This is a genomic window from Rhizobium sp. YAF28 (assembly GCF_052113285.1).
Taxonomy (GTDB): domain Bacteria; phylum Pseudomonadota; class Alphaproteobacteria; order Rhizobiales; family Rhizobiaceae; genus Rhizobium.
This window is the reverse complement of the sequence record NZ_JBFRCX010000008.1, coordinates 20,902-36,439: the sequence shown is the minus strand read 5'-3', so window position 1 is coordinate 36,439 and position 15,538 is coordinate 20,902. Positions and strand designations below refer to the sequence as shown.

General features: G+C 60.1%; 6 protein-coding genes. 2 read left to right on the top strand and 4 right to left on the bottom strand.

The window, feature by feature from the left end:
- Positions 1-284: 284 nt before the first annotated feature.
- Entirely contained in the window at positions 285-1,214 is a 930-nt protein-coding gene (locus AB4Z13_RS19015; protein ID WP_442206509.1) for a hypothetical protein, read from the top strand.
- 91 nt (positions 1,215-1,305) lie between these two features.
- Positions 1,306-1,617 carry a hypothetical protein gene (locus AB4Z13_RS19010; protein ID WP_442206508.1) on the top strand — a complete coding sequence of 104 codons (312 nt, stop codon included), beginning with the start codon at positions 1,306-1,308 and terminating at the stop codon, positions 1,615-1,617.
- Between the two features lie 183 nt (positions 1,618-1,800).
- Here AB4Z13_RS19010 and AB4Z13_RS19005 read toward each other — a convergent pair whose 3' ends face one another.
- The 4 genes from AB4Z13_RS19005 to AB4Z13_RS18990 form a co-directional block, all read right to left on the bottom strand.
- Positions 1,801-3,123: an HlyD family type I secretion periplasmic adaptor subunit gene (locus AB4Z13_RS19005; RefSeq protein WP_442206507.1), complete on the bottom strand. Its 1,323-nt coding sequence runs from the start codon at positions 3,121-3,123 to the stop codon at positions 1,801-1,803.
- Positions 3,124-3,137: 14 nt separating this feature from the next.
- Positions 3,138-5,597, bottom strand: a complete 2,460-nt coding sequence (locus tag AB4Z13_RS19000; protein WP_442206506.1) for a calcium-binding protein — start codon at positions 5,595-5,597, stop codon at positions 3,138-3,140.
- A complete protein-coding gene (locus AB4Z13_RS18995; protein WP_113321001.1) occupies positions 5,594-7,357 on the bottom strand; it encodes a type I secretion system permease/ATPase in 1,764 nt (587 codons plus the stop codon). The genes AB4Z13_RS19000 and AB4Z13_RS18995 overlap by 4 nt, the downstream gene beginning before the upstream one ends.
- Positions 7,358-7,429: 72 nt before the next feature.
- The gene (locus tag AB4Z13_RS18990) at positions 7,430-15,517 is read right to left on the bottom strand and encodes a peroxidase family protein (protein ID WP_442206505.1); all 8,088 of its coding nucleotides are present in this window, start codon (positions 15,515-15,517) and stop codon (positions 7,430-7,432) included.
- Between the last annotated feature and the right edge of the window lie 21 nt (positions 15,518-15,538).

Sequence of the window (15,538 nt, the reverse complement as noted above, 5' to 3'; positions counted from 1 at the left end):
CAAATATGAGTAAGAGCCAGATCTCCGATGGAAATTCCGGGTCAGTTCCTAGTGGAAATCAACAGATTAGCGATATTTACAATTCTTTTTTAAGGGACATAGTGCAGCAGGAGATGGCCGAGTGCTGGCGGCTGAAAGTTGGCGAAATCGATCTGGCCCAGTCCAAGGAAAGTGCACGTGAACACGAAACCCTGCGAACGCGTCAGTGGCATAAACTGCGCCATGGGCGCAAAAAGTCGCTCAGGCCGTAGCTTGCCCAATTCATCCTTGCTTGGAGATATCCGTTGAGTTTCATATCGACTGCAATGCGCTCCGCCACGAATGCGCCGACGGTTTTGACAGTCGAAGCTATTTTGGAAAATCGCTTTTACGCGCACGCCCTAAAGGATGCCGCGCTGAAGCTTATTGCCATGCACGATGCCGCACCTCGTATCGTCCGCTACACCGCAGATATGAAACGATGGTTGCTGACACAGTCAATTCTAGCTTTTCATTTTCAGCGTGTCACGTCGCCGTCTCATCCGGGCCTTACGGCCGCCAAACTGAATGCCCTCATCGCTGAGAGTAAAGTTGCCTCCAAGAACACGGCGTTCGCACATCTCGCAGAGATGCGCAATTACGGTCTCTTGGTTGATACTCATGAGAGCGGGGACAGGCGCGTTCGCCAGCTCAGAATTTCTGAAACTGCCGAAACCTTGATCCGCGAATGGTTCAACGAACATTTGAAATCACTCGACATGCTCGATCGGGGCACGCGATTCGCGCGATCATCAGCCGATCGGCGCTTGCTTTGGTACGCGCAGCCAAGAATGTCCCAGAGCCTCTTTCACGATCCAAACTGGACCAGCCCTCCGCAGACGGTGGACGCTTTCGTCCGAACCGCTTCCGGCAGCAACATCCTGCATGACCTGATGTCTCGCGTACCCCCGGCAAAGGAACTGGAGCCGCGCATGTCTATTGGTCCTTTGCGCATCGCAGAGTTCTTCAAGCGCTACGCCATCTCCCGGACCCATGCGCGGCGCCTTTTCGATCGCGCTCACTTGCTTGAGACTTGTGGATGGGACCTCTGCAACAGCGGTGATTTCTGGCTTGGAGCAGAGCTGATCCGCGACTATCGACATTGGCAAGCTGTGAAGTTTGCCGCAATCGACGAAGCGTTCGAATGGGCCTACTGTCATCTATCCGAGCCAACTGATGAGCAACAACAGGATTGAGCTCTTGGCGCGGCAGCGCAAGACTTAGTGGGCTTACATCCACCTTGTGCTCGCAAACTACTAGCGGCGCGATGCCGCCAACGCACGTCGAGTGACCCGCCGAAAAGAGTGGCTGCTCCACCATTTCGTCATCGACCTCGATAATTGCCTGCAGGCGCGTCCCGGCTGGCACTTCCTCGGCAATGCGGGCGATCGCAGGCTGCTGGACCTCAACGAAGATCCGTCCTTGCTGGCGGAACCCGGGTCGGTTTGCAAGATCAAGAGCAGCACGCGCCATCGCCCGCGGGATCGCGATGATCGGTACGGCAAAGCTCGCAGTTTTTGGATCCTGGTAGATCATTCTCTTGCCAAGTCCGGTCGTCGCCTCTCGGCGCCACCAACCGCTAAACAGCTCGGTTCTTAAAGCTGCTCCCCGTACAGGACCTCAGTCTGGCGGCTTCACCGACCAAGGTCCCGGGGCACTGATCATCCGGTCGCCACCTGCCCATTTCCTGCTGTGACATGAAGTTGGAAATTCAGGACGCCGGGGCGAACGAAGGCGAGATGCGTCCCGTCGCTCCAGGCGGCTCGGCGATCGAATAAAGAACTATTCCTCGCGGAACGCCCGGTTGAACTGATCACTGAGCGGCTTCGCGAGGAACGACATAGCTGTTCGCTCTTTAGTCGAGACGAAGACTTCGACAGGCATGCCGGGAAGAAGCCTCCTGTTTCCAAGTTTTGCGAGCTCGGTTGCGGTCACGGCTACGTCGACAAGGTAAAATATCTGGCCTGTTGCTGCATCTGTGCTGGTGGCTGCGGAGACATAAGCGATGCTGCCGTCAAGCTCCGGCGTTGCACGCTGGTTGAAGGCGGAGAAGCGCATCCTGGCGCCCTGGCCAATGAAAACCTGGTCGATATCGGTAGGCGAAAGCCTCGCCTCTATCTTTAGTGAAGCGTCGACCGGCACCAACGTCACCAGTTTTTCAGCCGGCGTAATGACGCCGCCGATCGTATGGACGAAAAGCTCGTTCACTGTCCCGGCCAGTGGCGCCCGAATATCGGTCCGTGATAGCCGGTCTTCGACAGCGACACGTCGTTCCCGCAATTCGGATAGCTTCGGTTCGACGACGCTTAGCTCTCGTTGCGCCTCGGTGCGCGCAGCTTCATCGATGGCAATGATCTGGATCTGAATCTCACTCATCCGTGCTCTCGATCGTGCAATATTGGCCTGGATCTCCCCGCTCTCTCCCGTCAGCTTCGCGAGTTCGCGATCGATCACGTATTTGCGGGAAGTGTCGACGAGCTTCTTTTCCGCCAGACCTTTGATCTTGATATGTTCGGTCCTCACGAGATCGAGTTCGTCGGCCTTTGCTGCATGCTGCGCGACGAGGCCTTTCAGTTCCTCCTCAAGTTGGGATATTCCGTACTGAAGCTGCTGTTTCTGGTTTTGCCTGTTGCGACGATTTCCATCGAACAATCGCCGCTCACCGGATGAGATAAGCGGGAATTCGGCGCTGAACGCCGGCTCAAAAATGAGTTCATCCTGATTGTCCCGCTCGGCGATCAGGCGCGCCTGGCGTGCCGCCAGCTCGATGAGCTGCGTCTTGACGATGGACAATTCGGCGCGTGTCTGGGCATCGTCGAGGCGCAGCATGACCTGCCCCTTGCTCACGACATCCCCTTCCTTGACCGCGATTTCACTGACGATCCCGCCATCCCGATGCTGGATCGACTTCAGGTTCCGATCGACCTTGATGACGCCTGATGCGATGATCGCGCCTTGCAGCTGGGTCGTCGCCGCCCATCCGCCGGCCCCTGCAAAGAGCAGGAGGCCAAGCGCAATACCGGCCAGAATTCGCGATGTGACAGGGAACGTGTTGTTTGCCTCAGGTGAGGGAGCAGATTGGGTTTGCGATTGCTTCAAAGACACGTCTTGTCTCCCCTTCAGGTATTTTCGACGATCACGAGGAGATGGTGCCCCGTCAGATTGATCGTCATTTCATAGTGCTGATCCTTGTCCATATCGACTTCGATGAAGGTACGGCTCATGTCATCCGTTCCCTCATGACGTACGCGTATCGGCAGGGGCTGGGAGTCGGCCTTCTCGCCGTAAATATCCTCGAAGCGATCCTCCAGACCGTCCATGACCTCCTCGAAGATCTTGTACCTGGACACGTCGATACGGTCCCCGACCATGAAGTCCAGAATCTGATGGACGACCTCGGCACTCTCGCTCGCAGGAACGCTGAACTCGAAAGTGTCGTTGCCCGCGCCGCCTTCGACGACAACAGCCACCGGTCCGGCCCGGACGACGTCATCGCCCGAACCGCCGATAATTTTCTCGAATCCGTCGATGCCATCATGGCCGACATCGAAACCGGTGGCCTTGCCGGTCGTCAGGTCGATAAGCAGCCCGTGGGCGGCCTGCGAATAGTCGATCGTGTCGAAACCGTCCTCACCCCGGAATTCGTCATCCGAGGCGTCGGCAGCCGCGGTAATCGTGTCATCGCCTTTGCCGGCGAGAATACAATCGGCATCGTCCCCGTCCCGCAGAAGGTCGTCACCTTCGCCGGTCCTGATGATCTCGAAGTTGCTTATCCCGTCGGTGCCGATCTCCTGACCGGACGCGTTCGCAGCAGCGAGGTCAACGACGACAGACATGAGCGCGGCCGAATAGTCGAGCGTGTCTATTCCGTTTCCGCCATCATAGTTGTCTGCCACGCAATCGAGGTCGCCTTTGATGATATCGTTACCATCACCGCCGTGGACGACATCCGAAGCGCCTCCGCCGCTCAGATGGTCATCGCCACCGTTGCCATGTATCTCTTCAGCCCCGGCACTGCCGGTGACGGCGTCGTCGTTTGCGCCAGCATGCACGATTTCGAAGTTCGAAATCGAGTCGGTGCCGATCTCAGCTCCGGAAGCGCTGCCATCTGCCAGATTGATCTCCGCCACCTCCACAAGCGCAGAATAATCGAGACTGTCGATCCCGGTTCCGCCGTCGTAAGTATCGTTGACCCGGTCACCATCACCGGCAACCGTGTCGTTGCCACCCTCCCCGTTGACCGTGTCCTGGCCACTGCCGCCGCGCAGCACATCGTTGCCCGTGCCGCCGGCAAGGTCGTCGTTGCCGCCTCCCCCCTCAAGAACGTCGTTGCCGTCATCGCCTTTCAAAGCGTCATCGCCGTCGCCTCCGTGCAGGATGTCGCCGTCGGCACCGCCGCTCAGCAGATCGTCGCCGGCGTCTCCGAAGATACTGTCGCGGCCCTCTTCGCCATACAGCCGGTCATTGCCGGCGCCTCCAAAGATCGTGTCGTCGCCGAGGCCAGCGAGGACAATGTCATTGCCTCTGCCCGCAAAGATCGTATCGTCTCCGCTGCCGCCAACGATATTGTCGTTTCCATCGCCGGCATCCACGGTATCGCTTCCGTCTCTGGCCTCGATATTGTCATCGCCGGCCAGTCCGTCGATATCATCAACGCAGCTGGTACCAACGAGCAGGTCGTCTCCTTCAGTGCCGATTATTGGTGCAGCCTCGACGACGGAGAAATGGGCAGTCTGCTGCACCGAGGCCGTGCCGTCGGTAATCTGGTAGTGGATGGTCACGGGGCCGAGCCCTTCGGCCTCATAAGACCATCCACCGTCTGTCTGCACCAGCTTGCCGGATGAGACTTTGACGTCCTTGACCGAGAGCGCGTCTCCATCGGGGTCCGATGTGCCACGCAAAAAATCGGCCAAGCCGATCAAGGCAATCGCGCAACCGGAAACATCAGCTAGCGTCACCGGGTTGCTAACACGCGGCGCGCGGTTGTGTGCCTTCTCCTGCTGAACCGGCTTATCCTCTTTCGCTTGCGGTGTGGCTGAGGTTGCTCTGTCAGCACCTGTCCAGGCCTGGTCCTTGGACATGCGCAAGGGAACGATTGATGCTGGTTTGGTGACCGTCCAGGCATTGTCGTTGGATGCGTGGAAGGAAACGGAGATCCCGCCTGACGTTTTCAGGAGAGTAAGGCTTGGCAGGTTCAGCCTGCCGAATTCTATCGGCGGAGAGTCCGATTGGAGGTAGCTCACGGCGTTCTTATGGTTGGACAGATGCACTCCCGCCTTCTTTGGAGCCGGTGCAGCCTCCTCTTCTTCGATCGTTGTTCTGGCTAAAGAGCCCGTGGTGACGGGATCAGTCGCCGGCAGGGCCTCGTCGGCATCCGAGGATGGCCGCGGGGCCGTCTCTTCGACCGGCAGGCCTTCGTGCGGCCCTGACAGCGCGCTCTTCAGATAAAGCGCGAATCCCGTGAGAAAGAGCGTCAGCAACATCGGCACTTTCGTGTTTTTGTCCTCATTCTTGAGAACATAGCGATCGCGCGGGTCGTGATCGTCCTTGGCGGTTTTGGTTGCCTTTACCTCGATCATTCTGACATCCTCGCTGTAATACGCGAGCCGACCTGTGTTGCGGCCGCAGGTTTGCTGCCAGTGTCCGCCACCGATGGCTTGAGGATGTCGTCCTTGGGTCCGAACGCTATCATCTTTCCATTCTGGATAACGGCAACCATATCAACGGCGGCGAGCGCGCTCGGCCGGTGAGCGATGACGATCGCGATGCCACCGCGGGCGCGGACTGCCTTGATCGTCTGGGTAAGTGCTACCTCGCCTTCGCCATCCAGGTTCGAATTGGGCTCATCCATGATGACGATGAAGGGATTGCGGTAGAGCGCCCTTGCAAGACCGATGCGCTGGCGCTGCCCGGCAGAAAGCGAGATGCCCTGGGGACCGAGGGCTGTGCGGTAGCCATCGGGCATACGCACGACCATTTCATGAATACCCGTTGTTTGAGCGGCTTCGACGATCGCGCGCGGATCGACCTGTGGCTCGAGGCGCGAGATGTTTTCCTCGATCGTCGCGTCCAGGAGCGCTACATCCTGCGGCAGGTATCCGACGTGCTGGCCGAGATCCGTATCCGACCATTGCGTGAGCTCAGCATCGTCGAGCCTGACGCTGCCGCGAAGGGTCGGCCAGACGCCGGTCAAGGCGCGCGCGAGCGTCGTCTTGCCGCCACCGCTTGGACCGATAATGCCAAGCGCCTGCCCTGCGGCGATCTCGAAGCTGACTTCACTGAGAAGAACCCTTCCCGAGCCAGGCGCAGCAACTGTTATCTTCTCGACCTTCAGCGAATGGGCGGGTGCTGGCAGCGCCATCGGCGGAACAGTGCCCGAAAGCGCGATGACCGTCTCCTTCAGCCGGTTGAAGGCCGTGCGGGCGGCGACAAAACCCTTCCAGTTGCCAATTGCGAGATCCACGGGCGCAAGCGCGCGTGCGGAGGCAACCGAAGCGGCGATGATTGCGCCCGCCGACAGCTCTCCTTGGATCGTCAACCATGCGCCGAGGCCAAGCACGGAAGACTGCAGGATCATGCGCAGCACACGGGAAATCGCCCCGAAGGTGCCGCTTATGTCGTTGGTGCGCGTCTGCAGCTCGAGATGGTCCTGATTGGCGCGGTTGAAACGATCAACCGCGCGCCCCGCAAAGCCCATCGCCTTCAAGATATCGGCGTTGCGAGCATTGGAATCGGCAATCGCGTTGCGCTCTATTCCCGATTTATGCGTGGCGCTCGCCAAACGACGGGTCATGAGTTCCGTCACGATCGTCAGCATCGAGAGGATGAAGGCGCCGGCGAATGTGAGCGCTCCGAGATAGGGATGGAGCATGTAGACAAAGATCAGATAGAGCGGCACCCATGGCAGGTCGAACAGGGCAACCGGGCCTTGACCGCCGAGGAAGGTGCGAACCGTATCGACATCGCGTCCGCGCTCGAGCGACTCCGCTGTCGAAAAGCCGAAGCGCGGCATGTCGATCGCGACCTGATGCGCCATGGGAGCGATCCGGCTGTCGAGCCGGGCACCCATGCGCACGAGAATTTGTGACCGGATGATGTCGAAGAATCCCTGGAACAGATAGAGGCCGATTGCCAGTGCCGAAAGTCCAAGGAGTGTCGGGACACTGCCGCTGGTCAGCGCACGGTCATAGATCTGCAACATGTAGAAGGAACCGGTCAGCGCGAGAACGTTGATAACCCCTGACGTAATGACCAGGAATATCAATATTCCCCTTAGTCCATGGGTCAGTTTCTCGATCTGTTTGCGCTTGCTGCCGGTCAACGGAGTTTTGGGGCGCATATCGTTCACCACTTCCTGCTTATACTGGGCTATGCGGCGCGCCGGTCGGACCGGCGCGCCGCATTTGACGCATTACAGATTGAAGTCGGAAGTGGTGAGGTTGTGGTTCCCCTTTACGCTGAGGCGGAGCTCGGCACTGCTGTCGCCGTCGACGCTCGCCTGGACGACGGTGTAATCGCCATCGTCACGCGTCTCGTGGGTGACGATCAGTTGCGCAGCACCGCTGAGCGTGGATGCGGCGACGAGCGTGAACGCCTGATTTCCGGAGACACCATTGTTGGCGTCTGTGCCGCTGAGGTCGATCTTGTCTCCGGGTTGGAAGCCGATGATTGTATCGCCATCCGCATCCTTTTCGGACAGGAATACGAACCTGTCGTTTCCGGCCCCGCCATCGATGATGTTGGCGGAAGCATTGGCGGTGATCGTGTCGTTACCTGAGCCCGTGACGACGTTCTCTACGCTCCAGAGCGTGTCGTTGCCGGATTGGCTGCTCGATGCATTTCCTCTGCCCTTGAAGCCGCTTCCGAGATCGACCGTCAGGTTGGCGGTTATCGCTGCCATGTCCAGGGTGTCGCTGCCGGCATCGCCATAATAAATGTCGTCGCCGTCGCTTGCCTCGGCAATAAACGTATCGTCGCCGTCGCCGCCATGGGCCGTGTCGTTGCCGGCGCCACCGAAGACCATGTCGGCGCCCTCGTCGCTGAAGATGCGGTCGGATCCCGCATCACCATAGAGCATGTCGTTTCCACTGCCGCCCATAAGGTCGTCGTTTCCGGCGCCGCCGAAGACCATGTCGTTGCCTGCCTCTCCACTGAGGAGGTCGTCACCGTCGTCGCCACGCATGATGTCGCCGCCGGCACCGCCGGTCGCCACATCATTGCCGGCGAATGCGACGATCATTTCCCCACTTGCCGTGCCGACAAGCACATCGGCGGCGACAGTGCCGACGACCGTGGTTCCCGTTGCTGCTCCGGGAACGGGTGGTGTCGGCGTTTCGGGCGGCGGCACCTCTTCTTCTGCATCGACCTCGCCGTTGAATTGCGGCAGGCCACCTTCGCTTGTGAAGCGAATGCTGTGCTGGCTGCTTGTCATCGTGGTCACGCCGTTTTCATCCGTCGTGATTTCGTAATCATCGGCAGTCGTGCCCGCGGGCAGGTCGATGACGTCCTGCGGTCGCAAGGTGCCGACGATCGTGTCATTGCCACCGTTCGAGCGGAACACGATGCGGTGCGCAGAGGTGAGTGCCGAGATGTCGATCGTGTCGTCACCGGCGCCACCATCAATTGTGATCGTGTTCAGTCGCAGGCTTGTTGCCGAGAAGTCGCCGATCACCTGGAACGTATCGCCGCCGGCAGAGCCGGGTCCGGACGGATCGATACCGTTGATCCGGATCTCTTCGATCTCGCGCAGCTCGGCGATCACAGAGGTGGCAAAATCGGTATTGGCGCCCCGCGTGATGACGATCTCTGTAGTGGCGTTCAGGCTTGCGCCATTGTTGCCGGCCAGTGCGTCCCATGCAGCGCGGGTATAGATGCGGTAGGTTTCTGCGACCGCGCTGTTGCCTGTGATCACAAAAGTGTCCCCGGCCTGCCCTTCCGTGCCGCCATTGACGATGTCACGCCCGTCAGAATTGGCCAGCGAAGGCGCTGTCGCGTTGTTGGCGTTCCAGTTGAACGTATCGTCGCCGGCATCGCCGTTGAGGGTGTCATTGCCTGTGCCGCCGTTGACGATGTCGTTGCCGGCTCCCGCATTGACGGTGTCGTTACCGCCAAGCGCATTGATCGTGTCCGCACCAGCTGTGCCATTATGCGTCTGGCCGGCTGCCGCGCCATTGATCACGTTTCCGGCAGTTGCGAGCGTGAAGTCGGAGATGTCGATACCGGCATTGTTGACGCCGTTGATCTGGATCGTGCCCTGGATGGTCGAGGCCGGCCCGTTCTCGCGGATGGTAATGATCGTGTTGCCGCCGCTGGCGGATTCGAACACCCGATTGGCGAAGTTCGCCGCTGTTATCCCCAGCCCGCTGAGGTCGATGCGATCCTGGTTCGCCGGCGTGCCGCCGGTGGCATCGAAGCTGTTGATGACATCGGCTCCGAAGCCGGTCGAATTGTAGATGATAGTGTTGACGCCGCCGCCTACGTCGATCGTGTCGTTGCCGGCACCGCCGATGATGGTGTCATTGTCGTCACCGCCATTCAGCGTGTCGTTGCCATCGCCGCCGTCGAGCAGGTCAGCTCCGGCAGCACCATTGAGCGTATCGTTGTTGCCGCCGCCGAAGAGCTGGTTGGCGGCGCCATTACCGTTGATCGTGTTGGCGAGCGTGTTGCCGCGTCCGGTGACCGCCGCGCCGATGAGATTGAGGTTCTCCACCTCAGCCCCGAGCGTGTAGTCTACACTGGAGTCGACCCGGTCCGTGCCGCCTGCCGCCAGTTCCGTCACCACGTCGCCGGCATCGTCAACAGAATAGATGTCGTCCCCGACACCGCCCAGCATGGCGTCGGCACCAAGGCCGCCGTTCAGCGTGTCATTGCCGCCAAGCCCCGTCAGCGTATCGGCAAGATCGCCACCGGTGATGACGTTATTGCCGTCGTTGCCGGTGCCGGCAAACTGGTCGGCGTCGACACCCGTGTAGGTCAGGTTCTCGAGATTGGCGAAGGCGGCCAGTGTATAGAGTGCTGCTGTCGTCTCGACCGTGTCGGTACCGCCAGCCGCGGCCTCGACGATCAGGTCCTCGCCGGTATCATCGATATAGGTGTCGTTGCCGGCGCCGCCGACCAGCGTGTCGATATCGTCGCCGCCGTCAAGCGTGTCGTTCCCGGCGCCGCCGACGAGCAGATCCTCACCAAGCCCGCCATTGAGCGTATCATTGCCCTCATGGCCGAACAGCAGGTCGAAGCCGGTATTGCCGGTCAGGGTATCGTTAGCCGTCGTGCCTGCGAGTGCCGTGTTGATGCCGACAGCCGCCGTCCGCTCGCCGTTGTCATCCGTGCTAAGCGCATAGTCGCCGGTCAGAACATAGCCTTCGAAGGTACTGCCGTTGAAGTTGATGAACTCCACCGCTTCACCGGCGGTGTCGAAGTGATCGGTGACGCTTGCCTGCTGGCCGTTGAACTGGATGACCAGGTCGTCGTTACCGCCGCCGGCGGTCACTTCAAACATGTTCAGCCCGGCAAGAGCGGCCGGTAGCGCCGGCGGCACGGTGCCTCCGACCGTGATGCGGTCTGTGCCGGCTGTCTCGTTGATGACGTCGATCCCGTCGCCGAGATTGATGACATAGGTGTCGTTACCGGCGCCGCCGTTCAATGTCTCGGTGGCGCTGGAGAAGGCGATCGACAGGTTATTGATCCCGACAAAGTCGCCGCTGTTATTCGTGCCGGCCACTACGAACCTGATTGCCGAATTGGCACCGAACGGTCCGTTCAATGGCAAGTTGTTTATCGATCCTGTGTTGGATGCGCCGGTTATGGTCTGGATCGTCTGATTGAAGTTGACGCCATCGGCGGCGAACAGAACCGTGACCGTTTCTCCCGCGTCGAAGCCGCTCTCATTGTAGGTGTAGCTGATGGTGGCGCTCGATGCGCCCGACAGATTGAAGGATCGGGTAATCGTCGCCGTGCCGTTGCCCGGATCGTTGTCATCATCGCGCAGGCGCAACTCGTTGGTACCGTCGTCAATGCGGATCTGGCCTGCGGCTGCACTATTCGTATTGCCGTTGTCTCCTGTTTCAACCCAAGGCGTGGCCCATGCCGCCGTCCCACTCGATCCATTCAGTACGGTGTTGTCGAAATTATCGGCATAAGTGCCTGAGGCGCCCGCCGTGCTCGGCCCACCGACGAGGATGTCGTTGCCGTCGCCGCCGTTGAGGACGTCGTTGCCGCCGAGGCCTAGCATCAGGTCGTCGCCGGTTGTGCCATTGAGAACGTCGTTGCCTTCGGTACCGACGATTATGCCGACGGTGCCATCGGTAAATTGCAGACGCTCTACATTCCGCAGCCGGTCGGAGCCATCGAGGTTGAGCTCGGTAACGTCGGTGACGGTGACCTGCCCATCGGCAGTCGCGCCGAACGTATAATCGCCCCTCGCACCCTGGAACACTGCCGTATCGACATCACCAGCCGTCGTATCGGTCCGGATGGTCCGCACGATCGCCAGCTGGCCAGGGTTTATCGAGCCGTTGAACATCGCGGCGGCCAGCGTCGTCATGCTGTTGTGCAGCGCGATCGGCTGACCGGTATGTTGCGTGTCGCCTGGTGCAAACACACCGATCTGGACGTCGAGCCATTTGTCGCCGTCGATGATGTCGTCACCGGCAAGGCCTTTCATGATGTCGCCGCCGTCGCCACCCAGAATGATGTCGCCGGCGCTGAATTCCGTGACACCCGCGCCAAGGATTTCCTGGAGGCCCTGGATGAGAGCGATGCCCTCGGCCGTCAGCGCACTGCCCTGATAGCCCTCGGTGCCGCCCTGAGCTGCGGGGAGCCGCTCTGCTGCGAGTGTGTTCGTGCCGGTCAGGACATCGCCGAATTTCGTACCCGACAGACCTTCGACCGACTCGTATTCGTCGAGCGCTGCATTCTGGGGCAGCGTCGGTGCCTCGTCGAAGACGATCGGGATCGACAGATCGGCGTTCACGAAGTTCGGGTTGTCCTTGTAGGTTGCCCAGTCAAAGCCGGACATGCCCACCATCTTGCCGCGACCGGCGCTGCCGACGAAGATATCGTCGCCGCCCTCGCCGATGAACTCGTCAAAGCCGCCATCGCCCAGGAACACGTCGTGGCCATCGATCTCGTCATGCGAGAAGATTTCGTCGAAGTTATCCCCGGGTGCGCCGTCGAATGTGCCGGTTTCGATCCAGTCATTGCCCTCGTTGCCGAGGATGCGTTCGGCATTCTTATTGCCGTAGATAAAGTCGTTACCGGTGCCGGCGAAGACTTCCGAGCCCATGTCCGTGCCGAGGAAGATGAAGTCCTGGCCGTCATTGCCCATCACCAGGTCGAGACCAGGCCCGGCATGGACGACGTCATTGCCCTTGCCGGCCTTGATATTGTCGTCGCCGCCGCTGTCGACGATGATGTCGTCGCCGTCGCCGCCATTAATGATGTCGTTGCCGAAGCCACCTTCGAGCCGGTCATTGCCGCCATCACCGAACAGCGTGTCGTCGCCGATGCCCGCGATGATGGTGTCATTAGCTTCGGTACCGCCCATGACCACATGGTCGCCACCTGTGTAGCGCAGGTAGTTGGTGTCCGGACCGACGGTAGCCGGGTTGTTGCGGATGACGAGTTGCGTGAGAATACCATCGCCAACCGGATCGGTGCTCTCAAGCACGCCATCGCCGTCAAGATCGTTGAACTGCCTGGCTTGGTTGACCTCCAGGATGAGGCCGGGGGTCGAGAAGACGTCCGACGGCAGATGGGTCGCGTCGGTATTGCGCATGATCATTGCGGCGAAGGAATTATTCTCCATCTCGCCGAAGAGATGCAGGCCGTCGAGGCGCTGCAGATAGTAGAAGCGGTCGCCGTTCTGTAGCTTCTCCATCTGCGTCTCGAAGACGAAATTGAAGGTCGAACCGAGCATGCCGCCAAAGGGCATGATCGCTTCGGCCAGTCCGCCGATCCATAGATCGACATCGTTGAGGCCGCCGAGCGTGCCGCCTGCATAGGTTCCGCTTGCGTTGAGGAAGTCGAGCCGGTCCGCTGGGACCTCTAGTCCGCCGACTGACACGCCGGAGATGATGGTGAGCGCTGCGTCGCGCTTGCCCTCGATTGTCGTCTGGCCTGCAATCAGCGAATGCGTACCGTAGGCCGCGACGAAGTTGATGATCGAGGCCTCGTGCTTGAGATGCCCGGCGAAATCAACCCAGCTTTCATAGGGCTTGAGGAGCACGTCCTGATTGGTCGCATTGTAGAATTGCGTGCGGGCTTCATTCAATGTTGGTACGCCGGTATCGCGGCCGCGGGCGAGGTTGATGGTCGCCAAATCCAGTGGCAGGCCGAGCAGATTGTTGCGCAGCGCGCTGGTAACGAACTCGTCGATCTCGTTGCCCGCCTGCCGCGTCATGCCGCGAACGATGGCGCCTGCCGAAATATTTGCATCGACGGTCGCTGTTCCGCCATTGTTCTCGAACTGCAGGGGATTCAGGAAGCCTTCGATCAGGCCGATATGATCTGGGTTGAAGTTCGGGTCGAAGCGATCGATCGATTCCGTCAGCATCGAGTGGCCGAAACGATAGACCACATGCGCGAATTCGGCGACGATGGAGGGGTCGATGGTGACGTCGTAGCCATCGGGAACCAGGAAAACGTTGATGTTCGGCTGGATCTTGCGGGCGAATTCTTCGAATACGAGGTGCTGATACTGCATTTCGGTGCCGAACTTGGCAGCCTGAAAGAGGCGCTCGCCGTCCCACACGAGGCCAGCCGCCGAGGCAGGAACCTCCGCAACGTCGTCAATGAGCCATTCGTTCAGGAAGGCCACTGCCTCTGCCTGGGAAGCGCCGTCGTCCAGCATCGCAACGGCATCCGTGAAGACCACATCCTTGGTGTGTTCCACCAGCCGGTTATGCTCCGAGTGGAACACGTGATGCACGGCAGTCAGGCCGATATTCTCGTTGGCTCGGCCATCGCCGGCGACGTAATGCGCATCGAGCAATTCGTTGTCGTAGACTCCAGGCTCGTTGCCCGGGTTTTCAAGCCCGATCTCGATGTCGCCGTCGGCCAGTCCACCCGGCACGGCATTATGAGCGATATCGGCGAGGAAGGCGTGGCCGGTCAGGATCGCATTCGCCGGAACGGCAACGCCTAATCCTCCATTGGCCAAAGGATTTCCTTCGACAAGGCCTGTAGCGGTCACCATCTGCGGGAAACCATTCGGTCCGCGGATGAATTCGCCATAGGGGTCGGTGGCGAGCAGCGGAACGTTGCCGACATTGGCGTCGACAAGCTGGATGCCCAGCATAGAGGCGGCCTGTGCCTTCAGATCCGCCCATGTCGCCATGCCGCCATTGCCGCCCTCGATGAGCTTGCCGGTCGAGACCGGGTCGCCGGCAGCGTTAAACACATAGGCCCTGAGGAAGACTTGATGAGACGGATGGGACGTATAGGTCTGGTTCTGATCGACAAATGAGGTCGTTGTGTTGACCGGACGATCGGTATTATCAGCAGCTTCGTTGACGGTCGTTGCCGGGTCGTCATTCATAATACCGTCGGCGCCGGGGCCGGCAAGGGTGGCGCGTGTGAGCACCATAAAGTTGGTATCGCTTCCCTCGACATAGAGCGGGTCGTCCGGCATCAGCGGAATGAAGACCGTGCCGTTGCCGCCCTTGGCGACGAGGTCGAGACCGTGATCGAAGAATTGGCCGAAGAGGGTGAACCAGGAATTGAATGGCGCCGACAGGCCCTCGTCAGGCGCGGCATTGGTGATCACCACATTGACGCCTTCGAGTTCGACGCCGCTTGCTTCGAGCAGCGCGACCAAAGCGTCATCTTGCGCATCAAGCGCTGCTTGCGCGGCGGCCAGATTGGCCGCGGTCGCGGCGGCGGCGTCCTGCAAGGCCTGATTATTGGGGCTTGCGGACGCGGCCGCCTGCGCCTCGGCGTTCAGCCGCTCAGCCGTGCCCACGGCGTTGAACAATGGACGCAGCGGCTCGTAGGCCGCCGTGATCTGGGCGGTGACCGTCATCTGCTGCGCCGCTGGGACAATGCCGGCGCGCTGCAGGGCCGTAAGGATCGCCGACGGATTGCCGAGCGTCTGATCGACGATCAGATTGGAGATCGTGCGGACTGTCGGGTCGAAGACGTCGCTTGGGGCCGCCGTGCCGGGTCCGTCATTATCGACACCAGGCTGATAGGTCACGGGAACCAGGGCACCTCCCGGTCCACCCGGCACCATGATCGTCTTGAACTGGGTGCCGAGGTTTTCTGGAAACTCATTGTCGGCCGCACCCCATTCCGGATGCAGCGGGTTGTTGTACGTGCCGTCGACGGTGCGCAGCCCCCAAGCAAGATTATAGGTCGGGATCGAGCCGCCAGCGCCGAAAAGCGGCTTTGCCACATTGTTCGGATCGCCAGTCGATATGCCTTGCCGGAAAGCGGCATCGGCTTCCGCAATTTTGATCTGCTTCAAGATGAAATCGAGATCCGATCGAATATAGGTGACCATTTTACTCCCCCCTTTGGATTG